Origin of the sequence: Collinsella sp. TM05-37, from assembly GCF_003436455.1 — a bacterium.
GTDB lineage: Bacteria > Actinomycetota > Coriobacteriia > Coriobacteriales > Coriobacteriaceae > Collinsella.
Window position 1 is genome coordinate 18,380 of record NZ_QSPN01000019.1, and the last position, 23,159, is coordinate 41,538.

Consider the following 23,159-nt stretch of genomic DNA (forward strand, 5'->3'; position numbering starts at 1 on the left):
GAAAGCGAGGCTACTCGCCGAGCTTGGGATGCAGCAGCGACGGCGCAGCGCCGAGCAGCATCTTGGTGTAGGGGTCCTGGGGGTGCTGGAAGACCTGCTTGGCCTCGCCCTGCTCGACGATCTTGCCGCCATTCATAACGATGATGTCGTCAGAGATATAGCGGACCGTTTGGATGTCATGGCTGATGAACACCATGGCCAGGCCGAGCTCCTTCTTAAGGTCGGTCAGCAGGTTCAGAATCTGCGCGCGGACCGAAACGTCCAGAGCCGAGGTGGGCTCGTCGGCGATGATGGCATCGGGGTTCAGCGACAGGGCACGGGCAATTGCGACGCGCTGGCGCTGGCCGCCCGAAAGCTGGCCGGGAAGAACCTCGGCGGCGGAGCTGGGCAGACCGGTGAGCTCCAAGAGCTCCTTGACGCGCTTCTCCTGCTCGGCCTCGGTACCCAGGTTGTGGACGCGCATGGGGTCGAGCAGTTGCTCGCGAACGACCATGCGGGGGTTGAGTGCCGTGGCCGGGTTCTGGAACACGACCGAGATGACGCGACCCATGTGGCGACGGTCCTCGGCGGTACGCTTGGTAACGTCCTTGCCCTTAAAGTAGACCTTGCCGCTCGTGGGGGCCTGCAGGCCGCACATGACGTTGGCGGTGGTGGACTTACCGCAACCGGACTCGCCGACGATGCCGATCGTCTGACCGGGCATGAGCCTAATCGTTACACCCTGGACGGCGTGAACCAGGTTAGGGTGCAGAATCGAGCCGGTACGGGTCCTAAAGGTGACGTGGACGTCATCAAGGAAGATGATCGGCTCGACGCCGTTGACTGCGGTCTCGCTCATCTACATCACCTCCGCGTGAGGGGTCAAACCATTTGCCTTGAGCACCTCGTCGGGGAGCTCGGAATAGAAGTGCTCGGTGCCGGGCACGCGCTTGAAGACCGGACGGGTGTCCAGGCCAATACGCGGATGGCTCGAGCGGGGCGCGAAGCGATCGCCCTTGGGGAAATCGCGCGGGCTCGGAACGGCGCCGGGCACCTGGTGCAGGCGGCCCGAACCGCTCTCGATGGACAGGACGGAACCCAGAAGACCGCGGGTGTACTCGTGGATCGGGTTGGTGAGCAGCTCCTTGGTGGGCGCCTGCTCGATAACCTGACCGGCGTACATCACCGTGATGTTATGGGCGACCTCGGCGACCAGCGCCAGGTCATGCGAGACGAAGATCATGGCAAAGCCGAGCTTGGCCTGAAGATCGTTGAGCAGCTTGATGACCTGCTTCTGGACGGTAACGTCCAGGGCGGTCGTGGGCTCGTCGCAGATGACCAGCTTGGGGTCGCGGGTAAGGGCCATAGCAATCAGAACGCGCTGACGCTGACCACCGGAAAGCTCGTGCGGATAGCTCTCGAGCGTACGCTTGGGGTCGAGGCCCACGAGCTCCAGGAGCTCCTCGGCGCTACGGGTGCCGCCACGCTTGGTGAGCTGCTTCATCTGGGCAGAGATGAGCATGGAGGGATTGAGCGAGGACAGGGCGTCCTGATAGACCATAGCGATATCGGTACCGCGCAGGCCGAACCACTCCTTCTTACTCATCTTGAGCAGGTCGCGGCCCTCCCAGAGGACCTCGCCGGAAAGGTGCTCATCGTCGTCGGTCAGGCCCATGATGGCCAGCGTGGTGATGGACTTACCGCAACCGGACTCGCCCACCAGGCCCATGGTCTGACCAGGACGGACGTCAAAGTTGACATGGTCGACGACGTTGATATCACCGTGATGCTCAAACTGAATGCAGAAGTCACGGACCGAGAGAATCGGTTCGACAGACTCGTCGGGCACATGGCGATCGTCACGCTTGAGCTCGACATCGCGCAGGGCGCCAAGGCGAGCGGAGAGGGACTGGGCCTGCTCCTTGTAGGCGCGAACGGGGTCGGAGACCAGCAGGTCGGCCTCGCGGCGCTTGGAGGAATCGGTCGGATCCAGGGCGGCGGAGGGAGCAGCGGCCATGGCGTCGGTAATGCCCTCGGAGAGGATGTTGAGCGCCAGGCAGGTGATCATGATGGCCAGGCCCGGGAACAACGCCTGCCACCAACGGCCGGCGAGCACGCCGCCGCGGGCGTCGGCGAGGATGTTGCCCCAGGTAGCGGTGGGCTCCTGGATACCAGCGCCGATGAAGGTCAGCGAAGCCTCGAAGATGATGGCGTCGGCGACTAGGGTAACGGTGAAGACCATGATCGGGGCGATGCAGTTACGCAGAACATGCTTGATTAAAATCCACGGAGCCTTGGCGCCGGAAACGATGACCGCGCGGACATAGTCCTCGCCGTACTCGGACACGATGTTGGCGCGCACGATACGGGCAATCTGCGGAGTGTACATAAAGCCGATGGCGAAGATGATCGACGGCACGGAGTTGCCCAGGATGGAGACGAAGACGGCCGCGAGGGCGATGCCCGGGATGGACATGATGATGTCCAAGATACGCATGATCGTCTCGGAGACGGCCTTGCGCGAAACCGCTGCAAGGGCGCCCACGACCGAGCCGCAGACCAGAGCCATGGCAGTGGCGCCAAAGCCGATAATCAGCGAGTAACGACCACCGTAGAGCATACGCGACAGAATATCGCGACCCTTATCGTCGGTACCGAAGATAAATCCGTTGCCGGGAGCCTGGCGAGCCGTAAAGATCTCGACCGGGCTATAGGGGGCAAGAAGGGGCGCCAGAATCGCAGTCAGGGCGACCAGCACCAGCACGACGGCGGCAATCTTAGAAGACAGCGTCATCTTCTTCCAGCCACCGAGCTTGAGCCCCTTGGAGGCAGCCTTCTCGAGCTGCTCGGTTTGCTTCTCTCGAATCTTTACCATAATCTACACCGTCCTGATGCGCGGGTTGATGAGCAGGTAGAGCATGTCAACCACGATGTTGATGATGATGAAGGCAAGAGCAACGACGATAACGACGCCCTGAACCAGGTTCGCCTCGTTGCCCTGAACGCCCTGCAGAATCGCGGTGCCCATGCCGGGGAGGTTGAAGATAACCTCGATGACGACGGCGCCGCCCATGAGGTAACCGATCTTAAGACCGAGGGTGGTGACCGGGGTGATCAGCGCATTGCGAAGAACGTTGATACCGACGACGACCTTCTCGGGAACGCCGGCACCGCGAGCCATACGGACATAGTCCTTGTCGAGCTCCTCGACCATGGCGGTACGCACGATACGAGTCATCTGGCCCGTCAGCGGAAATGCCAAGGCGATGGCGGGCATAATCATGCGGCCCAGATAACCAGCCGGATTCGTGGTGAAGTGAGGCAGAGCACCCGATGCCGGGAGCACCTTAAGGTAGGAAGAGAACAGCAGGATCAACAGAACGGCAAGCCAGAACGACGGGGTTGCCAAGCCGGCGATGGAAAAGACGCGGATCACTTGGTCCGGCCATTTGTCGCGATACAGTGCCGCGATGACGCCGAGCAAAAACGAAACGACCGCACCGATGGCAAGGCCGATGAAGGTCAGCTGCATCGTGACGGGCAGGGCCGTGGAGATGCGCTTGGCAACGGAGTTGCGAGCAGCACCATAGGTGCCCATGTCGCCATGGATCAAATCGCCCATATAGCGCACGTAGCGCACGGGCCAGGGGTCGTCCAGACCATACTTCTCATGGTACTCGGCAACCGCCTCGGGCGAGGCACCGTCACCCAACGCCGTGTAGGCGGGGTCGGTCTTGGAGAACGACATAAGGAAGAACACCAGGACGGTGACGCCCAATGCCATGATCGGCAGCGCCACAAGACGCCTTCCAATCAAACGTAGCAAGTTGTTCACGTTCTCTCCCCTTTCTTTTGTCGGTAGGACCAACTGGTATATGAGTACGGATACTCATTACAAGACCCGAGCGACATCGAGGTCGCCCGGGTCTTTGTTTCAACTATGAGGATACGGTCCCAACGACCGACATCCTGCATACAGACTCAAGCGAGTCTTACGCCTTGACGGTCGCAACGCCCCTGAAGGACATGCTCGTCGTGCCGATGCCCTTGAAGCCATCGAGGGCCTCGCCGTTGGGCGCAGTGGACGGATCGTCCCAGGAAGCGGAGACGGTCTTGACGTGGACAACGGGGTACAGAACGGCGTTGTCGGCAATGATGTCGAAGCACTCGTTCCACTTCTTCTGCTGCTCGTCGCCCTCGGCGGCAAGAGCCTCGTCCATGAGACTGTGGAGCTTCTGCCACTCAGCGGACTCCTTCCACGGGCAACGGGTCTGCATCCAGACGTTGTCGCCGTACCACCAGTTGAGCAGCAGGTCGGGGTCGGCGCCGAAGCAGGAAGGATCGCCAGGGGCAAGGAGGATATCGTAGGCCTCGCCGCCGTCGATGGCAGCGTAGGTGGCCGGCGAGGTATCGGTCTGGATGGTCACATCGAAGCCGAGAGCGTCGAGGTCGTTCTTGACCTGGGCGGCCATGCCCTTAATCTGCTCGTTGTCGGTGGTGCGCAGGGTGATGGCACCCGGGGTGATGCCAGACTCCTCGATGAGCTTCTTAGCCTTCTTGGCGTCGGTCTTGTACACCGTGGAAGCCTCATGATAGTTGGTGAAGCTCTTGGGCAGGTAGCAGCTGGCAGCGGTGGCAAGGCCGGCGAAGGTGTTGCTGACCATCTTCTCGGTGTCGAGCGCATACATGACAGCCTGACGGACCTTGACGTTGTTCCAAGGCTCCTTGGCGACGTTGAACATGATGAAGCGGGTGCCGAAACCCTGAACGTTATCGATCTTGCAGCCGGCGCTCTCGAGCTGGTCGACGGCGTCAGCGGTAACGAGCTCCATAACGAGCGTGGAGCCCTCCTGCTGAGCGGTAACGCGAGCGGTGGGGTCGGTCAGGATGCTGTACTGGATCTTCTTATCCTCAGCAGCATACTCACCGTTGTACTCGGGGTTGGGAACCAGGGTGATCTCGGTATCGGAGATAGAGTCGTACATCCAGGGGCCGGAGCCGATCGGCTGCTTGGCGCGATCCTCCTCGGTCTGGGTGGCCGGGGTAACGCGGACGATGGCCAGACGATCCTTGAGCAGGGAGAAGTTGGGGACCTTGGTCTTGACCGTCACGGTGCTGGCGTCCTTGGCCTCGATGGACTCGAAGGGCTGGAAGAACGGAGCATAGGTAGCGGAAGCGGCGCAAGCGGTGTAGGAGGCAACGACATCGTCAGCGGTGACCTCGGTGCCATCGGAAAACTTGGCGCCCTTGCGGATGGTGACCTCGAAAGTGGTGTCGTCCACAGACTTGGGATCGTCGGTGGCGAGCTCGTTGAAGGTGCTGTAGTCGTGGTAATCGATGCCGTAGAGGCCCTCGACGACGTGCCAGTTAGCACCCAGGCCCACAGCGGAGCCGGTGCTGGCGGGATCGAAGCTGGACGGAGCGTAAGCGGAACCAGCGGTGATCACGCCGCCGCCACGGTTGGCGGAATCGGTGGAACCGGAAGCGGAACCCTCGTCGTTGGAGCTGCCACCGCAGCCGGTGAGACCAAGCCCTGCGACAGCAGCGACGCTGCCGGTGAGGCCGAGGAACGAACGCCTGGACATACCCTTGTTGATGATGGCCATGTCTTCTCCTATCAATAGAGAATCTTACCCGGGAGCACCTAGACGTGCCCCCGCGCAACTTGCGGACGATATATACCTTACCTACCGACGAACCCAACTGAGGTGCCGCGCTCGGCGACCGATACATACATACGCTTGAACGGTATTTACTACCGTTCACCGAATTCATTGACAAACGATTCGCCAGACAGTATGTATCGACGAGGTGAGATATCAGTCTTCATCAACCCGCAGGATAGCAGGGTTGTTCACCATGGCTAGTCAAACGTTTTAGCGTTAATTAAACCCGAAATCGGCTGGTAATCGCCGTGAAATAAATGATTGAAAATCACGCAATCATGTATATCAGTTGTTTAGAGGCGTGTTTAGTTTTCGGATTGCTTTGCCGCCGCCTCGGCGCGCTCGGCATTCCATGCAACGAGCGCCTCGTGAACCGCTTTGGCGACATCGGCAGGAATGCCTCGAACTTCCGCGATCTCTTGCTCGCTCGCCGCGCGCAAACGCTTCATCGAGCCAAAATGGCGCATAAGGGCACGTTTTCTGGTGGGTCCCACGCCTGGAACGTCATCGAGTACCGAAACCGTCATGGCTTTATCGCGCAATTCGCGATGGAACGTGATGGCAAAACGGTGCGATTCATCGCGCACCTGTTTAATTAGATAGAGCGACGCGGACCCGGTCGGCAGCACGACTGGAGTCTCGTCCCAAGGCACGAAAACCTCCTCATCGGCCTTTGCCAAGCCACAAACTGGTATATCGAGCCCAAGAGCCTCAAGTTGCTTGATCGCAGCGGTCAATTGCGGCTTACCGCCATCGACAACGAGCAAATCGGGGCGCGAGCCAAAGCGCTCGTCGGTCATACGCTCGGGAGCATAACGTCGTCCCAAAACCTCGGACATCGACACGAAGTCGTTTGCCTCGTCCAATTCGGCCTGAATTTTAAAACGACGATACTGACTCTTGTCGGCGCGCCCGTTGGTAAACACCACCATCGAGGCGACCGTGAAGGTGCCATGCAGTGTAGAGATATCGAAGCACTCGATACGCAACGGCGGCGATGGCAGCGCCAACGCACTTTCGAGCTCCAGGAGCGCTTGATTGGTGCGGTCGTCAGCGTACCCCGTTCGCATCATGTAGCGCATGAGAGCATGGCGCGCATTTTTGGATGCCATATCGAGCAGACGGTGCTTTTCGCCACGCTGCGGCCTATGGAGATGGCAGGAACGCTCACGCTTGCCCGCAAGCCACTCCCCCAGCGCCTCCGCATCCTCAAGCTCGACGGAAAGGTTGACCTCAGCTGGAATATCAGCCGTCTCGTCGTAATAGCGCTTAAGAAAGCCCGACTGGAGCTCTTCCTCGTCAACATCAAGACCCTTGTCGAGAATGAACTCGCAGGTGCGAACTGTTCGGCCCTCGCGAACGACGAAGACGCAAGCGGCGGAGATGGTCTCCTCGCGATAGAAACCGATGACATCTATATCGACACTGGAGGGAAAAACGACTTGCTGACGATCGTCCAGACCCCTGATGACCTCCAAACGACGTTTGACGCGTGCCGCGCGCTCAAAGTCGAGCGCCTCAGCGGCATCCGTCATCTCGGAGGTCAGCTCATCGACGACATCCTTGCGATGGCCCGACAAAAAGCGCTCGACACGCTTGACGTTCTTGGCATAGTCTGCCGGGGAAATCACGCCGACACACGCACCCGGGCCGCGCCCGACATGGTAGTCAAAGCAGGGGCGCCCGTTTTGCGCGCAAATCATATTGACGATGTCTTCCTCGCCCTTGTGGGACTCGACGATACGGCGACAACGACGCCACTCCGCACAGGATGCGGAGCAGATGGGGATAACCTTGCGCAGCGTATCTATCGTCTCACGTGCCGCGCGGCTATCGGTATAAGGTCCAAAATAGCGCGTTCCCGGCTTATGACGCTCACGCGTGTATTTGATAGCGGGATACAGGTCGCCCTTTGTAATGGCGATAAAGGGGTAGCTCTTGTCATCCTTGAGGTCGACGTTAAAGTACGGATGGTACTGACCAATCAAATTGCGCTCGAGCACCAACGCCTCGTGCTCGGTCTCCACCACGATATAGTCAAAGCTCGCCACCAGCTGCATCATCAGCGGGATCTTCTGGCGCTCGTCCTGCAGCGTCACGTACTGACGCATACGGGCGCGCAGGTTTTTCGCCTTGCCCACGTAGATGACATCGCCCTTGGCGTCTTTCCAAAGGTAGCAGCCGGGCTGCGTGGGAACGCGCGAAACCTGCTCGGCAAGCGTTGGAATGTTGTCGTGACCGGCCACGCGCACCTACTTGCGACGAATCAGCGCCGAGACCTCGGGCATCTTAAGGACGACGGCAAGGCCAAAGGTAACAGCAAGCGAGACGACACCCGCAACGCAAACGTAGCCAAGAGTAATCAGAATCGAGCCGCCAAGTGCCCCGACAAAGTGCTCAAGCGCCCACATGACGCCGGCGCCTGCGGCAGCACCCAGGCCACCGAGCAAAAGGCCAAAGAAACCGCCATGCAGGATAGATTTAACCTGAAGACCACGCAGACGACGACGCAGCCACCACAGCGAGCAACCGACCAAGATCACGTAGTCGACGACATACGAAAGCGCGATTGCCGGCATACCGAAGCCCAGCACAACGCCAAACAGCAGAACCGAGCCGGCCTGGCCGATGGCGGAATACAGACAATAGCGGCTATAGGGCTTCATGTCGAGCAAGGCAGAGAAGCTCTTCTGCATCAGCACGACCACGCCGTAGAGCGGCAGGGAAAGTGCCAGGTAGATAAGGAACTCCGACACCAGCGCCACACCGGACTCATCGAACTTGCCAGCGCAGTAGATCATGTTGAGCGGACGCGCGAAGACAATCAGGTACAGCGCGAATGGAATCAGGAAGAACAGCATCTGGGCGACGCCACGCGAAATGCCCGTGCGGACGCTGTCGTAATCCTTCTCCTGTGCGTCGTGAGAGAGCTCGGTATAGAGCGCCGTCGAAAGCGAGGCGGCAATCAGCGCGTAGGGCAGCGTGTACCACAGGCGCGCATAGGCGATGACGGAAGGACCAGTCTCGGGCTGGACCACCAGCGCAGCAGCGTTGGTGATAGAAGTCGAGACAAACATGCACACCGTGGCGAGCAGCGTCGGGATACCGAGCGCAATCGTCTGGCGCAGTGCGGGGTCCTTAAAGTCGATATGGATATGGGGATGCACGCCGTGCTTGCCAAGCGCGGGGATCTGACATGCCATCTGAACAAAGACACCGAGGGTCGTACCGGCCGCAATCAAGATGATGCCGGCACGTTCGCCAAACTGTGCGGACACGGGCGCAAAGCCCATAAAGCTCGCAATGACGATCACATTGTTGAGGACCGGGGCAAACGTCGACCAGAAGTAGTCGCGGTGTGCGTTGAGGACGCCCGAAAACACCGAGCCCAAACCATAAAACAGAATCTGGATGGCAAAGAAACGGAACATGAACGCAGCGGTATCCATGCTGCCGCCGTCACCCGAAAGGAACGATTGCGTCCAGATAAAGCCCGGGGCGAACACGGTCCCCAGCAACGAAATGCCACCCAGCACCAATAGCAGAATACCGAGCAGGTTGCCCACGTACTCGTTAGAGGCCTCGCGACCCTGCTCACGCCTCACGCCCATGTACACGGGCAAAAACGCCGTCACGAGCATGCCGCCCATCACGAGTTCGTAGAGCATATTGGGCAGGTTGTTGGCGACCTGATAGGAAGACGAGAGCAGCGACATGCCGATAGCGGCCGCCATTGCCCACGTGCGGATAAAACCGGTGACGCGAGACACGATGGTCAGGATGGTCATAAGCCCGGCGGAACGACCAACCGTGGAGTAGTCCGACGAGCCCATGTCGTCAGTGTCGTCTCGCGACGAAGAAGCTTCGGATGAGGGTGTCTGAGGCGCAGATTCTTTTGCAAAATGAGCTCCGCACTTCAATTCTTCCTGCGGCATCGCTCAGTCCTCTCTCGTAATCGGGGCGACCGTCGCCCCGCAAAATGCAATTAAATCATCAGGTGCAAGCTCAAGCTGATAACCACGCTTGCCTCCCGAAATAAAAATGGTATCCCAAAGGACACATGTCTCATCAATGAGCGTCCGGTAGCGTTTTTTCATACCGACCGGACTGCAGCCGCCGCGAACGTAGCCAGTCGCCGCAAGCAAATCCTTCACATGCATCATGGCCAAGGACTTCTCCCCCGCGGCACGCGCGGCGGACTTTAGATCGAGCTCGTCGGCAACAGGGATGCAGCACACGACGTGGTCGTTGGACGGCGTCACGCAGACCAAGGTCTTAAATCCTTGTCCGGGCTCCTCGCCAAGCTGCTCCGAAATCGCGACCCCCAGGCCCGCCGACTCATCACCATCGTCTTCGTACGTATGTAGAACATAGGAAATGCCGGCGCTTTCCAGCTCGCGCATCGCATTGGTTTTTGGCGTCTTTACAGCCTTTGCCATGGCATATCCTTTCCCTCGCATTCGGACGCAAGGATTAAGTATATGTCCAATTCGGCTGCATACGTCACTTCGACACAGCAAGCGCCATCGAATCACAAGGAGTCGATGGCGCCCATAAACTGAATCGCCTATTTATTGAGCATCAAGTTGAGCCTGACGCTCCCGGTCACGCCTGAGCAACGGCGCCAAAAACTTGCCCGTATAACTCTGCGGACAGTCCGCAACCTGCTCCGGTGTGCCCGAAACCACGACGGTTCCGCCGCCGTTACCGCCCTCGGGGCCCATATCGATCAGGCGGTCGGCAACCTTGATGACATCAAGGTTGTGTTCAATCACCAGCACCGTGTTGCCCGCATCGACCAAGCGCTGCAGCACATCGAGCAGCTGGCGGACGTCCTCAAAATGAAGGCCGGTCGTCGGCTCATCCAAAATATAGAACGTCTTGCCCGTCTGGCGTCGATGAAGCTCCTTGGCGAGCTTCACACGCTGCGCCTCGCCGCCCGAGAGCGTCGTAGCGGGCTGGCCCAGGCTCACGTAGCCCAAGCCTACATCGTACAGCGTCTGGAGCTTGCGCTTAATCTGCGGGATATTCCCAAAGAAGGCCAGTGCCTCGGTGACGCTCATGTCGAGCACGTCCGAGATGGTCTTACCACGGTAGGTGACCTCAAGCGTCTCGCGGTTATAGCGTTTGCCGCCGCAGACCTCACAGGGGACATAGATATCGGGAAGGAAGTGCATCTCGATCTTAATTTGTCCGTCGCCCTTGCATGCTTCGCAGCGACCGCCGCTCACGTTAAAGGAGAAACGTCCCGGCGAGTAGCCGCGCGCCTTCGACTCCGGCGTACTCGCAAACAGCGCGCGAAGATCATCCCACAGGCCAATGTACGTAGCAGGGTTGGAACGCGGCGTGCGGCCAATCGGCGACTGGTCGATATCGATAACCTTATCGATACACTCGATGCACTCGATTTTCTTATACGGACCCACAGGGCGCGTCGAACGGTGAATGGCATTCGTAAGGGCAGGTGCGATAGTGTCGGTAACCAGGGAGCTCTTACCCGATCCCGACACGCCGGTAACGACCGTAAGCGTACCAAACTCGATCTTGGCGGTAACGTTTTTGAGGTTGTTGGCGCGGGCGCCCGTGATCTTAAGGCAGCCGCGACCGGGCTTGCGGCGCTCATCGGGAACCCGGATCATTCGTTTGCCGGTCAGATAAGCGCCCGTCATCGACTCGGGACACGCCATGATATCGGCAGGCGTTCCCGCCGCGACTACGTGTCCGCCGTTCACGCCCGCGCCGGGGCCCATGTCGATCACATAGTCGGCAGCACGAATCGTATCCTCATCATGCTCGACGACGATGACGGTATTGCCGATATCGCGTAGGCGCTCAAGCGTCTTGATCAGGCGCTCGTTATCGCGCTGATGGAGGCCAATCGATGGCTCGTCCAAAATGTACAGGACACCCATGAGGCCGGCGCCGATCTGCGTTGCCAGGCGAATGCGCTGGGCCTCGCCTCCGGAAAGCGTCGCCGAGGCACGATCGAGGGTCAGATAGTCGAGTCCGACATCGACCAGAAAACGCAGGCGCTCCAGGATTTCCTTGACGATGCGTCCGCCGATAAACTGTTGGCGCTCGGTGAGTTCCAGGCCCTCAAAAAACTCGAGCGACTCACGGCACGACAGACAACAAACCTCGTAAATGGACTTGCCGCCCACGGTGACGGCGAGCATCTCGGGGCGCAAACGAGCGCCGTGGCAGCTCGAGCACGGCTCCTCGCGGATGTACTTCTCCAAGCGCGCCTTGGTGTTCTCATTCGTCGTCTCGGTATAGCGCTCGTACAGGATATTGCGCACACCCGAGAACTTGGTGTCCCACTGGCTGCGGCGCCCATCGAGCTTTTGATAGTCGACCGAAATCTTCTGGTCGCCCATGCCGTCTAAAAACGCACGACACACCCGCGGAGGCAGATCCTCCCACGGCGTATCGACGCTCACCTTAAAGTGTTTGCAGACCGCAGCGAAAATCTGCGGATAGTAGTTAGAGTTGCCAAACAGGCTGCCAAAGACCCCGTCGGCGATCGACTTCGAGGGGTCTTCGATTAGGGCCTCGGCATCGACCGTCTTCTTAAAGCCCAGGCCATCGCACTCGGGGCACGCGCCATAGGGCGCGTTGAACGAGAAATCACGCGGCTGCAGGTCATCGATGGAGTGTCCATGCTCCGGGCACGCTAACGCCAGCGAATACTCCAGCAACTCGCCTTCGGTCCCCTCGGGAGCGTCGCGGTCGGGCAGCAAGTATACGTTCACATTGCCGTGCGCCAGCGCAGTCGCCTGTTCAACGGACTCGGCAATACGGCCCAGCGAGTTCTCGCGAATCACGATGCGGTCGACCACGACCTCGATATCGTGCTTGAATTTCTTATCCAAATCGATAGGGGCATCAAGCGAGCGAACCTCGCCGTCGACACGCACGCGGCTAAAGCCCTCGGCGCGAAGGTCCTCAAACAGCTTGGTGTACTCGCCTTTTCGCCCGCGCACCACCGGTGCCAGCACAAACGCGCGGCGGCCCTCCCCCGCCGCCAGGACCTTATCGGCGACCTGGTCGGTCGTCTGGCGCTCAATGACGCGGCCGCATTCGGGACAGTGCGGGGTGCCCACACGGGCGAACAGCAGACGCAGATAGTCATAAATCTCGGTTACGGTGCCAACCGTCGAGCGAGGGTTTTTAGATGTCGTCTTTTGGTCGATCGACACCGCCGGCGAAAGGCCGTCGATTGAATCCAAGTCGGGTTTGTCCATCTGGCCCAAGAACTGGCGCGCATAACTCGAAAGGCTCTCGACGTATCGACGCTGGCCCTCGGCATAGATAGTGTCGAATGCCAGCGAACTCTTGCCCGAGCCAGAAAGACCGGTAATGACCACGAGTTGGTCACGCGGAATGGAAACATCGATATCACGGAGGTTGTGCTCACGAGCGCCGCGAATAACGATAGAGGAATCAGACATGGAAGCTCCTTGCCTCCTATTGCATCGAATCATACTGCCGATGAGTTTAGCGCACTCGACGCGCACAGATGTTCGTAATACAAGATTCGCAGACCTTTAGCTTTGCGTATCGGGCGCTTTGTTTCTCGAAATGCCGTGGAAAGGTTACAGTAATCTAATACTGAACTTAATTTGCTGTACCAGAGGAACGTCCATGACCGAAGATATCCCCCTTGAAATCACTTCGAGCGACATGGCCAATCTGCCCATATTCATCGCCGTCCTTATCGTGGCCGCCGTCGTCGTGCGCGTGTATTTTTCAATCAAACGCAACGAAAAGCCACCCATTGCCCGCGTCTTTTGGTGCGCGACGCTCCTCATCCCGCTCGGCGTGGTAGCTGCATGGATTACGAATCAATCGCTCGTAAATGAGGGCAGCTCCCTATGGGTCCTTTCTTATTCGGCGCTCGGTGCTGCCGCCGTCATGCTTCTTGTCGAGCCCTTGGTTTCGGGACTTATCGACCAAACCGACCTTGCGACGGGAACGGTTGCCTGTATTTGCCGCGACATCCTTGTCATCGCCGCTGTTTCAGCGCTCTCGTTCGTTTCAATCGAAATTGCCTGCAACGAAACGTTCTATCGCATTCCCGCCAACTCATTCGGGTTTTCCGTCGGGTTGCTCGCGACGGTTCTGCTCTCCCTTTATTTGCTGGGACAGCGTCATGGAGGCGTCATGGTCCTCGTGCCCGTCGTCTGTTGCGTCCTTGGCATTGCCGAGCACTTCGTCATAACGTTTAAAGGCGAAGCCATCCTGCCAAGCGATATCTTGGCCCTTGGCACCGCAATGGAAGTGAGCGAGGGATACGAGTTTACCTTTACCGCCGGAATCGTAACCTCTCTCGCCCTGCTGGAGATTTCCCTGGGGCTTCTTTCGCTCATCCGACCGCGAAAGCTCCGTACGCCCACCCATGTCTTCCCCGCTATCGCCGCTAACCTCTGTGCTTTTCTGCTAGTGACCGTTGTGGGGCTCTCAGGCTTTTCCAACATCGACTTGGAGCAGGCGCTGGATTTTGGATTTGACCGTTGGCAGCCCATCACCACGTATGCGTCTCAGGGTTTTATCACTTCGTTCACCGAAATGGTCAACGAGTTGCCCATTGAGAAGCCCGAAGACTATACGCCCGATGAGGCGCAGAGCATCGAGCAGGAGCTCGCCGCCGTCTACGACAGCACATATGGCTCGAGCGAACAGCGCGCGGCGGCCGTTGCCCAGTTCAATGAAATCAAGCCGACGATTGTTGCCGTCATGAACGAGAGTTTTAGCGACCTTTCGTGCTTTGAGCAGCTCCAGGCGGCCGGGTACTTCGGCCCCGCATTCTACAACTCGCTTCCCGACACACTTGTTCGCGGCACCATGCTCGCTTCGGTCGCCGGTGGCGGAACGGCGAACTCCGAATTCGAATTTTTGACCGGAGCGACAACGGCCTTTGTCGGATTAGGCAAGATCCCCTATCAGCTGTATCAGATGAATGGCGTAAACAGCCTGGCAAAGGACCTTAAAGAGCTTGGGTATACCACTACCGCTATGCACCCGCAAAACCCCGTCAACTACCATCGAGATAAAATCTATCAGCAGCTGGGCTTTGGAGACTTTCTTTCAATCGGCGATTTCGAAGGTGCGCCCTATTACCATGCCGGCGTATGCGACTACGCCACCTACGACAAGATACTCGACCTGCTTAGAACCGACGAAGCGCCGCAGTTCATCTTTGACGTCACGATGCAAAATCACGGCGGCTACGACGATGGCACCGTTCCCGCCGAAGAGCTGACAAACTATTGGGTCGAGGGAGCCAGCGAAGGCGCCAACAGCGCGCTCAACACCTATCTCACCTGCATCAACGCATCCGACCGGGACCTCGAGTACTTTATCAACGAGCTCCGCAACATCGGCAGACCGGTTGTTCTTGTCTTTTTTGGCGACCATCAGCCGAGCGCCGCAACGACTCTCAACGACGGGCTGTACCCTCAGGAAGATACGGCAAGCCACGCTTTCCGTATCTATCAGTCGACATATCTCGTCTGGGCTAACTATGAGATCGCCGGCAATACCGAGCTCAACGTCTACGACACCGTCGGGGCAAACGAGATTGCAGCCATTACCCTTAATAAGATCGGCGCCCCGCTCACCAATTACCAAAAGGCCCTGCTTGCGACAAGGTCAGATGTGCCCACCATCAATGTCGCCGGCTATCTCGGTGCCGACGGGCTGCGCTACGACTTGGAATCGGAAGACAGCCCCTACGCCTCGACGATCGACAAGCTGCAGCGCATGCAATACCTCGAGTTCGCCAGCAAAGTTCAGTAAGCCCGCCCATTCGCTTGGGCCCATCGTATTGCAAGCACGCTCGGCCCAAACGCATCGCAAATGACTCCCGCTCGCAAACGAGGGTACAATGACGCTCGTGTCACATCGCGGGGCCCCGGCCCCAGCATATACAAAGGAGTCATACATGGGTTGCGAACACGCACAGGCCGCCGGCGGACAAACGTCGCCGTCGCAATTTGAGGAGAACACGCTGTCCGAGGTCAAGCGCGTCATCGCCGTGCTTTCCGGCAAGGGCGGTGTCGGCAAGTCATTTGTCACCGGTGCCATCGCCACCGAGCTTGCCCGTCACGGCCACAAGGTCGGCGTCCTCGATGCCGACATCACCGGTCCCTCTATCCCCAAGATGTTCGGTATGAGTGGACGCCACGTCCATGCCCTTGGCAACCTTATGCTGCCCGAAATCTCCGAGCACGGCGTCAAGGTCATGAGCTCCAACCTGCTGCTCCAAAACGAGACCGACCCCGTCCTTTGGCGCGGTCCGGTCATCGCAGGCGCCATTAGGCAGTTCTGGAGCGAGACCTCGTGGGGCCCCATCGACTACCTGCTGGTCGACATGCCTCCGGGAACAGGCGACGTCGCGCTCACCGTCTTCCAGTCGCTGCCCGTCGACGGCATCGTCATCGTCACGAGCCCGCAGGATCTGGTCTCGATGATCGTCGCCAAGGCGGTCAACATGGCCGAGAAGATGAACGTCCCCATTCTGGGCATTGTCGAGAACATGAGCTATATTGAGTGCCCCGACTGCGGCAAGAAGATCGAGGTCTTTGGCAAGAGCAAGCTCCCCGAGGTCGCAGAGCGCTATAACCTCGACATCTTGGGGCAGCTTCCCATTAATCCGGCACTCGCCGAGGCCTGCGATAAGGGCGAGGTCGAGACCGCGCTGCCCGATGGCATGTTGCCCAAGGCAGTCTCTGCCGTCGAGGCTATTACCCCGCACGAGACCGACGAGGCCTAAGTGAACGCGAGCGCCTTCTATGACGTCCTGGTAATCGGCGGCGGGGCTTCAGGCCTCGCCGCCGCCATTACGGCCGCACGCGTTGGCAAAAGCGTCTGCATCGTTGAGCGCGATGTCGCCTGCGGCCTTAAGCTCCTTGCGACCGGTAACGGCCGCTGCAACCTCTCCAACGAATCGATCGATCCTCAGCGGTATAACCACCCAGCATTCGTCACATCCGTCATGGGCCCCCAGCCCGAACAAGAGCTTATGGGTTTCTTCTCCTCGCTGGGTATCATGACAACCTCCGAGGAAGGCCGGCTGTACCCGCGCTCCCTTCGCGCCGAATCGGTGCGCGACGCGCTTCTCAACGTTTGCGACCGCCTAGGTATCACCTTAATCTGCGGAGCCTACGTTGCCTCGGCGCACAAAGCTTCCGAAGGCTGGGCACTCCAAATAGACCGTCCAGCGCGGGCGCTCAAGGCAAAAAAGCACGACGACCGAAAATCGGAGCTCCGCTCGCTTCGGAAAGCGCTCGCTGATGTCCCTCGCAAGAACGTGGCCCTGCAGGCACATGCCGTAATTATCGCCACGGGCGGCAACCCCACCGGTATCGCCGATACGTTTCGCCTCCCCCTCACTTCGCTGCGCCCCATCCTCTGCCCCGTATCGGCAACGGTCTTTGGCGATCGGGCGGCGCTCAAGACGTTGGATGGCCTGCGCGTCCGCGCCCGCTTGACGCTCGCCCGCAATCATAATGAGCTCTGGCACGAAGACGGTGAAGTGCTGTTTCGAACCTTCGGTATCTCGGGCGTCGCTGTCTTCAACCTCTCTCGTCGTATCCAGCACGGCGATACGATCCTGCTCGACGTTTTCCCCGACCTCTCCAAAGACGAGTTGCTCGATACGCTCAACCGGCGCGTTGAGCTGCTCGGCGGCTTTTCGCCCCGCGATCCCCGTTGGCTCGACGGCATGCTCGCCCCGCAACTCTCCCGCGTCGTCTGCACAGCGTTCGAGCAGTGCCATCCAGGCTCCAACGATGTCATCCACCTGGTCTCGATCCTCAAGCACTTTAAGTTGCTCGTCAAGGGAACAGCCGAGGAGCGCTCAGCGCAGGTCACGCGTGGTGGCGTATCTGTCGAGAGCATCTCAACACCCAGCCTACGCGCGCGCAGCGTTGTCGACGCCCCGCTTTACGTCTGCGGTGAAGCGCTCGACATCGACGCCGATTGCGGAGGCTTTAACCTTGCGTGGGCCTGGATCTCGGGCATTCGCGCTGCAAGCAGCCTGTAGCCGCGCAGTCTATAATCAAAAACGCATTCGGGCCGTCTGGGATACCGGACGGCCTCTTTCTTGCCTCTAAGGAGACCTCGATGATCGAAATCACCCAAGTCAACGCGTCGCTCGATGAAGCCGACGATGAAAATGCCTGTCTCATTGTTGGCAAGCGAGTCGCCAAGCGCGTCCTACGTTGCAAGGACTCCGAGATCAAGTCCATCGAGCTCCACCGCAAGTCAATCGACGCTCGCAAAAAACGAGACGTCCATTTTATCCTGAGCTTTCGTGTTGAGCTGACTAGTCCCCACCTCGAGCGAGAAGCGGTCGACAGCGTTGCCGAGCGTGACCGCTCGCGCGTACGCGCGATAGAAGACGATGAGCCTTCATTCCCCTCCTCCGCCTCCGACGTACCTCAAGAACGCCCTGTCGTTGTCGGCGCCGGATGCGCCGGCCTTTTCGCTGCGCTTACGCTCGCCGAAGCAGGTCTTAAGCCCTTGCTCATCGAGCGCGGCGACCCGGCATTTCGCCGCTCGCAGGCGATCGACCTCTTTCTAAAGGAGCGCATCCTCGACCCCGAGAGCAATATCCAGTTTGGCCTGGGCGGCGCGGGGACCTTCTCGGACGGCAAGCTCAATACGGGAACCAAAAATCCCGCCCATCGCCTTATCCTCGAAACCTTCGTCGAGGCGGGTGCGCCCCGCGATATTCTGTGGGATGCCAAGCCGCACATTGGCTCCGACATCCTTCCCACGGTCGTCACCGCTATATCCCAGCGCATCGAGCAGCTCGGAGGTGTCGTCCGTTATCGAACGAAGCTCGTCGACATTCGCATCGACGCGTCTGGCGCCATCACCGGTATTGATGTCCAATCGTCCCAAGACACCGCTTGCGAGCCAATCGAGACAAAGCACCTCATCCTCGCCTGCGGGCATTCTGCTCGCGATATTTTTGAGCTCCTTAAGGACCACAACGTGGTCCTCGCACAAAAGACCTTTGCCATGGGCGTTCGCATCGAGCATCCGCAGCGCGACATCGACCGAGCCCAATTCGGAGCCTCGGCGGGACATCCTGCCCTCGGAGCAGCCCCCTACAAGCTCGTCGCCCATCTTCCCAACGGCCGCAGCGTGTTCTCGTTTTGCATGTGTCCCGGCGGGCAGGTTGTCGCCGCCTCTTCCGAGCAGGGCCACTTGTGCGTCAACGGCGCCAGTCTCAATGCCCGCGACGGACGCAACGCAAATGCCGCCCTGCTCGTTAACGTCACGCCTGAGGACCTTCCCAACGATGACCCACTCGCCGGCATCGAGCTCCAGCGCGCCTGCGAGGCGGCCGCCTACCGCCTGGGCGGTTCCAACTGGAACGCACCGGCACAGCTCGTCGGAGATTTCCTCGCAGGACGCGCCAGCAAGGCGCCCGGAAAGGTAAAGCCCACCTATCCGCTCGGTGTGACCTGGACGGCAATTGACGAAGCCCTGCCGCAGCATATCGTCGAGTCGCTCCGCCTGGGACTTCCCCTACTTGGAAAAAAGCTACGAGGCTACGACCGCTCCGATGCTGTCCTTACCGGCGTGGAGACTCGCTCGAGCTCACCGGTCACCGTCACCCGAGACCGAACATGCCATGCCGTGTCGACCCCGGGCCTCTACCCTTGCGGTGAGGGAGCTGGATATGCCGGCGGCATCATGAGCGCCGCCACCGACGGCATCCGTTGTGCCGAAGCCCTGATCGCAGACCTCTAACGCACGAATTCCAGCGCGCAAAAGACGCATGCCCCGAGCTCCGCAGGGAACTCGGGGCATGTTCGCTATTTCTTAAACCGTGCACCCTGGCGTTTTCTGCCCGATGCGAACGTGGAACCCTTGCGAGCCTGCGAACGTAAGCGCTCGATCGTCTCGTCCTCAGACGCACCCTCGAGCATCGCCCGAATCTGAACGACGGCATCGCGCAGGCGCGCCGCCTCCTCAAAGTCCATGGCGGCAGAAGCGTTACGCATATCCTCTTCCATGGTTTCGACGATCCGCACGAGCTCGTCATGCGGCAGTTCTTCCAACTGCTCCGCAAGTGTCTGCTCGGGCGCCACCGTTTCCGGCACGCCACCCTCGCCCGACTCATCGGGCGTATAGAATGCGCCATGGCCAAGAGAGTCGCCCTTCGAGCGTCCCTTGGAACCCACGGTTTTTTCGGCCTCGGCAATAAAACTTGAGATGTCGTTGATGGCCTTGCGCACCGTCTTGGGCACAATGCCATGCTCTTCGTTATATGCCATCTGAATCTCGCGACGGCGCTGCGTCTCCTCGATGGCCTCTTTCATCGAATCGGTCACAACGTCAGCATACATGATGACTTCGCCATCGGCGTTACGGGCCGCGCGGCCAATCGTCTGAATCAGCGAACGGCGGTTGCGCAAGAAGCCTTCCTTATCGGCATCGAGAATTGCCACCAGTGAGACCTCGGGAAGATCCAAGCCCTCGCGAAGCAGGTTGATGCCAACGAGAACATCGATCTTGCCCTCGCGCAGCGTTCGCAGGATCTCGACACGGTCCATTGTCGCCGTATCAGAATGCATGTAATTGACCTTAATGCCCGCATCAAGCAGATGGTCGGTCAGGTCCTCGGCCATGCGCTTGGTCAACGTGGTCACCAGCACGCGCTCCTTGCGGGCAACGCGCTCGCGAATCTCGTCCTCAAGATCGTCAATCTGACCGCGAACCGGACGCACATCGATCTTGGGATCGAGCAGGCCGGTCGGACGAATAATCTGCTCAACATCGTTCTGGCTCACCCGCAGCTCGTAGTCGCCCGGCGTGGCCGAAACGTAGATGAACTGGGGGATCCTTGCCTCAAACTCATCGAAACGAAGCGGGCGGTTATCGAGTGCCGAAGGAAGGCGAAAACCGTGTTCCACCAGCGTCACCTTACGCGAGCGGTCACCTTCGTGCATGCCGCGAATCTGCGGCACCGTCACATGGCTCTCATCGATGATGCAGAGCATGTCCTTAGGGAAGTAATCGATCAGGGTAAACGGCGGCTCGCCCGGTTTTCGACCGTCCAGATGACGCGAGTAGTTCTCGATACCGTTACAAAAACCCATGGTCTCGAGCATCTCGAGATCATAGTCGGTGCGCTGCTGCAGACGCTGTGCCTCGAGCAACTTGTCGGTCGCCTTGAGCTCGGCCACACGCTTCTCGCACTCTTCACTGATTGATTTCAGAGCCGCCTTGACCTTCGGCTTCTCGGTCACGTAGTGCGATGCCGGCCATACGGGGATGGCCTCGTACTCACGAAGCATCTCACCGGTAACCTCATCGATCTCGGCAATAAGCTCAACCTCGTCGCCAAAGAACTCAAACCGCAACGGATGCTCGGCATAAGGCGGATACACGTCGACAACATCGCCGCGCACGCGGAACGTGCCGCGCGCTAGGTCATAGTCATTGCGATCATATTGAATGTCGATAAGTGCATGGATAAAGTCATCGCGCTCGAGCGGCACCTTCTTGTCGACGTTTGGAGCCAGACCCGCATAGTCCTCAGGAGAGCCAATGCCATAGATACACGAGACCGATGCGACAACGATCACATCGCGTCGAGAGAGCAGTGACGCGGTCGCCTGATGGCGCAGCATCTCGACCTCTTCGTTAATCGAGGAGTCTTTCTCGATATATGTATCGCTTTGCGGCACATACGCCTCGGGCTGATAGTAGTCGTAGTACGAGACAAAGTAGACCACAGCGTTGTTGGGAAAGAACTCTTTGAGCTCGCTCGCAAGCTGAGCGGCGAGCGTTTTATTGGGAGCCATGACCAGCGTCGGCTTCCCCAGGGCCTCAATAGTCTTAGCCATCGTGAAGGTCTTGCCCGAACCAGTCACGCCCAGCAAAACCTGATAGCGATCTCCGTCCCTCACACCCTGCACAAGCGACTCAATGGCCTTAGGCTGAGAACCTGCAGGCTCATAGGGAGACACGACCTCAAACGGCACCTCAGAGCCCTCAACGCCAAAACGTTTGAGCTCTCCTCCAACACGCTCAACTTCAAATTCCGCCATGGATACTCCTAACTCATATATCTGCAGTATACGCAGGCGGCAGGCATAGTCCTATACGAACCGATCGGGATAGAGGGTCTTGTAGCGAACCCAGGCATTATTGACACGAATCAGATACGCCTGCGTCTCGGGAAAGGTGATTGCATTATGAAGCGACGTGCTCTGCTGCGCCCATCCGTCGACATTGCCCATGCCGGCGTTATAGGCGGCAATGGCGCTGTCAGTCGACCCGTTAAAATACGTTAGAAGATACGAAAGATACGCACAGCCAAACTCGATGTTCGTAGCGGGATCGTTAAGGTTGTCGGCGGAATACTCGCTACCATCGACAAGACCCTTGGCAATCATATCCTGGGCAGTCTCGGGCATCAGCTGCATCAATCCCCGAGCGCCTTGATTCGACTCAGCCTCGGGATCCCAATTCGATTCCGACTTTATGACAGCACACACCAGATATGGATCAAGATTGTGCGAAATGCTCGATTGCTTTACATACGCCTCGTAGTCAATTGGATACAAAGGCTTAAAGAAGGCGGCAGGAGCATACGAGTAGACGAGCGAAATAAAGCCGAAGACGAGCACAACGGCAAGTGGCGCAACGCGATACCACGTAAAGAAACGTGTCTTAGGCATCGGCCTCCTCCTTATCCGTTACATCCCCGAAGCCATGGCGCACAAGCCATGCGTCCAGTTGTTCAAAGAGCGAATTATCGCCTCCCGCATTATCGATTACCGTCGTAGCGAGATTGCAAAGCGAAGCCTCATCAGGTTGGCATGCAGAGCGAGCATCAAAATCAGAGGACTCCATACCACGATGAATGGCACGCTCGCGACGAACTGCCAAAGGAGCACTGATAACCAGAATTTCATCAGCCAGGCCAAAAGCATCCTCAAAACCAGTCGGGGCAGAAACCTCGACAACCGCAAAGGGATAACGGGGGGACGAAACCGTACAACAAACCGGATCGAGAATCCTAAGCGAAAGCTGTTCAATGAGAACGGGGTGCACAAGGCCATTGAGCCGTGCGACCGAATCAGGAGAAGCGAAAGCTCGAGAAGCGAGGATGCTGCGGCGAATGCCGCCCTCCTCATCCAAAATATCCCAGCCAAATTCTTCCGCGAGGGCATTGACGATATCGGAGCCTGGCACATACAGCGATTTGGCAAGCTCGTCCAGATCGATAAGCATGGCGCCATGAGATTCGAGATAGCGGCAGGCAGTCGACTTACCCGAAGCAATATTGCCCAAGACAAAAACGGTAAACATCAAGTCCTCCCTAACGCCAATGGGAGTTATTATCGCGCAAATACAAAAGAAGGACTCAAAATACAGCCAAACAGTAAGACAAGCTAAAAGAAGGCGAGTTCTTGTATTACAGCTCTTTATAAAACGCAAAAAAGGGGGAGGCCGCGAGGCCTCCCCCTTCTTCAAGTCATCAGA

At 58.7% G+C, this 23,159-nt stretch carries 15 protein-coding genes; 4 read left to right on the forward strand and 11 right to left on the reverse strand.

The genetic code is table 11. The features are described 5' to 3' along the window. Positions 1 to 10: 10 nt before the first annotated feature. The 8 genes from DXD48_RS08770 to uvrA all read right to left on the reverse strand — a co-directional run bounded on the left by DXD48_RS08770 (position 11) and on the right by uvrA (position 13,096). A complete protein-coding gene (locus tag DXD48_RS08770; RefSeq protein WP_089573612.1) occupies positions 11 to 838 on the reverse strand; it encodes an ABC transporter ATP-binding protein in 828 nt (275 codons plus the stop codon). Then, positions 839 to 2,854, reverse strand: coding sequence for a dipeptide/oligopeptide/nickel ABC transporter permease/ATP-binding protein (locus DXD48_RS08775; protein ID WP_035138893.1), 2,016 nt, complete (start codon positions 2,852 to 2,854; stop codon positions 839 to 841). It lies immediately after the preceding gene. A gap of 3 nt (positions 2,855 to 2,857) precedes the next feature. Beyond that, positions 2,858 to 3,814 carry an ABC transporter permease gene (locus DXD48_RS08780; protein ID WP_055251823.1) on the reverse strand — a complete coding sequence of 319 codons (957 nt, stop codon included), beginning with the start codon at positions 3,812 to 3,814 and terminating at the stop codon, positions 2,858 to 2,860. Between the two features lie 157 nt (positions 3,815 to 3,971). After that, on the reverse strand, positions 3,972 to 5,585 hold the full coding sequence (locus tag DXD48_RS08785) for an ABC transporter substrate-binding protein (RefSeq protein WP_117564876.1): 1,614 nt from the start codon (positions 5,583 to 5,585) through the stop codon (positions 3,972 to 3,974). A gap of 365 nt (positions 5,586 to 5,950) precedes the next feature. Next, entirely contained in the window at positions 5,951 to 7,891 is a 1,941-nt protein-coding gene (gene uvrC, locus DXD48_RS08790; protein ID WP_370446213.1) for an excinuclease ABC subunit UvrC, read from the reverse strand. A gap of 6 nt (positions 7,892 to 7,897) precedes the next feature. Beyond that, positions 7,898 to 9,478 (reverse strand): murein biosynthesis integral membrane protein MurJ, encoded by a 1,581-nt coding sequence (murJ, locus tag DXD48_RS08795; protein WP_117564878.1) that lies wholly within the window; start codon positions 9,476 to 9,478, stop codon positions 7,898 to 7,900. Positions 9,479 to 9,583: 105 nt separating this feature from the next. Then, positions 9,584 to 10,084, reverse strand: a complete 501-nt coding sequence (gene ybaK / locus DXD48_RS08800; RefSeq protein WP_089573609.1) for a Cys-tRNA(Pro) deacylase — start codon at positions 10,082 to 10,084, stop codon at positions 9,584 to 9,586. A gap of 132 nt (positions 10,085 to 10,216) precedes the next feature. Beyond that, complete coding sequence (gene uvrA / locus DXD48_RS08805) at positions 10,217 to 13,096, reverse strand: excinuclease ABC subunit UvrA (RefSeq protein WP_117564879.1); 2,880 nt, start codon at positions 13,094 to 13,096, stop codon at positions 10,217 to 10,219. A gap of 193 nt (positions 13,097 to 13,289) precedes the next feature. Between uvrA and DXD48_RS08810 the strand changes: the two genes are divergently transcribed. The 4 genes from DXD48_RS08810 (at position 13,290) to DXD48_RS08825 (ending at position 19,412) form a co-directional block, all read left to right on the forward strand. Then, positions 13,290 to 15,443 (forward strand): LTA synthase family protein, encoded by a 2,154-nt coding sequence (locus DXD48_RS08810; RefSeq protein ID WP_158548973.1) that lies wholly within the window; start codon positions 13,290 to 13,292, stop codon positions 15,441 to 15,443. Between the two features lie 145 nt (positions 15,444 to 15,588). Then, complete coding sequence (locus tag DXD48_RS08815; protein ID WP_022094864.1) at positions 15,589 to 16,419, forward strand: Mrp/NBP35 family ATP-binding protein; 831 nt, start codon at positions 15,589 to 15,591, stop codon at positions 16,417 to 16,419. Next, positions 16,420 to 17,691, forward strand: a complete 1,272-nt coding sequence (locus tag DXD48_RS08820) for an NAD(P)/FAD-dependent oxidoreductase (RefSeq protein WP_117564881.1) — start codon at positions 16,420 to 16,422, stop codon at positions 17,689 to 17,691. It begins immediately after the preceding gene. An 80-nt stretch (positions 17,692 to 17,771) separates the two neighbouring features. Further along, the gene (locus tag DXD48_RS08825) at positions 17,772 to 19,412 is read left to right on the forward strand and encodes an NAD(P)/FAD-dependent oxidoreductase (protein WP_117564882.1); all 1,641 of its coding nucleotides are present in this window, start codon (positions 17,772 to 17,774) and stop codon (positions 19,410 to 19,412) included. A 65-nt stretch (positions 19,413 to 19,477) separates the two neighbouring features. Here the strand turns inward: DXD48_RS08825 and uvrB are convergent, their stop codons facing one another. From uvrB to coaE, 3 genes are read right to left on the reverse strand one after another with little or no spacing between them, the layout of a single operon-like run. Further along, positions 19,478 to 21,718, reverse strand: coding sequence for an excinuclease ABC subunit UvrB (gene uvrB / locus DXD48_RS08830; protein ID WP_089573604.1), 2,241 nt, complete (start codon positions 21,716 to 21,718; stop codon positions 19,478 to 19,480). Positions 21,719 to 21,769: 51 nt separating this feature from the next. Then, entirely contained in the window at positions 21,770 to 22,351 is a 582-nt protein-coding gene (locus tag DXD48_RS08835) for a lytic transglycosylase domain-containing protein (RefSeq protein ID WP_089573603.1), read from the reverse strand. Further along, the gene (coaE, locus tag DXD48_RS08840) at positions 22,344 to 22,985 is read right to left on the reverse strand and encodes a dephospho-CoA kinase (RefSeq protein WP_117564883.1); all 642 of its coding nucleotides are present in this window, start codon (positions 22,983 to 22,985) and stop codon (positions 22,344 to 22,346) included. The genes DXD48_RS08835 and coaE overlap by 8 nt, the downstream gene beginning before the upstream one ends. Between the last annotated feature and the right edge of the window lie 174 nt (positions 22,986 to 23,159).

Bases quoted from the DNA above. Each gene is read 5' to 3' on its own strand.
- DXD48_RS08770 (WP_089573612.1), bottom strand. From the start codon at position 838: ATGAGCGAGACCGCAGTCAACGGCGTCGAGCCGATCATCTTCCTTGAT.
- DXD48_RS08775 (WP_035138893.1), bottom strand. From the start codon at position 2,854: ATGGTAAAGATTCGAGAGAAGCAAACCGAGCAGCTCGAGAAGGCTGCC.
- DXD48_RS08785 (WP_117564876.1), bottom strand. From the start codon at position 5,585: ATGGCCATCATCAACAAGGGTATGTCCAGGCGTTCGTTCCTCGGCCTC.
- murJ (WP_117564878.1), bottom strand. From the start codon at position 9,478: ATGGGCTCGTCGGACTACTCCACGGTTGGTCGTTCCGCCGGGCTTATG.
- ybaK (WP_089573609.1), bottom strand. From the start codon at position 10,084: ATGGCAAAGGCTGTAAAGACGCCAAAAACCAATGCGATGCGCGAGCTG.
- uvrA (WP_117564879.1), bottom strand. From the start codon at position 13,096: ATGTCTGATTCCTCTATCGTTATTCGCGGCGCTCGTGAGCACAACCTC.
- DXD48_RS08810 (WP_158548973.1), top strand. From the start codon at position 13,290: ATGACCGAAGATATCCCCCTTGAAATCACTTCGAGCGACATGGCCAAT.
- DXD48_RS08815 (WP_022094864.1), top strand. From the start codon at position 15,589: ATGGGTTGCGAACACGCACAGGCCGCCGGCGGACAAACGTCGCCGTCG.
- DXD48_RS08825 (WP_117564882.1), top strand. From the start codon at position 17,772: ATGATCGAAATCACCCAAGTCAACGCGTCGCTCGATGAAGCCGACGAT.
- uvrB (WP_089573604.1), bottom strand. From the start codon at position 21,718: ATGGCGGAATTTGAAGTTGAGCGTGTTGGAGGAGAGCTCAAACGTTTT.
- DXD48_RS08835 (WP_089573603.1), bottom strand. From the start codon at position 22,351: ATGCCTAAGACACGTTTCTTTACGTGGTATCGCGTTGCGCCACTTGCC.
- coaE (WP_117564883.1), bottom strand. From the start codon at position 22,985: ATGTTTACCGTTTTTGTCTTGGGCAATATTGCTTCGGGTAAGTCGACT.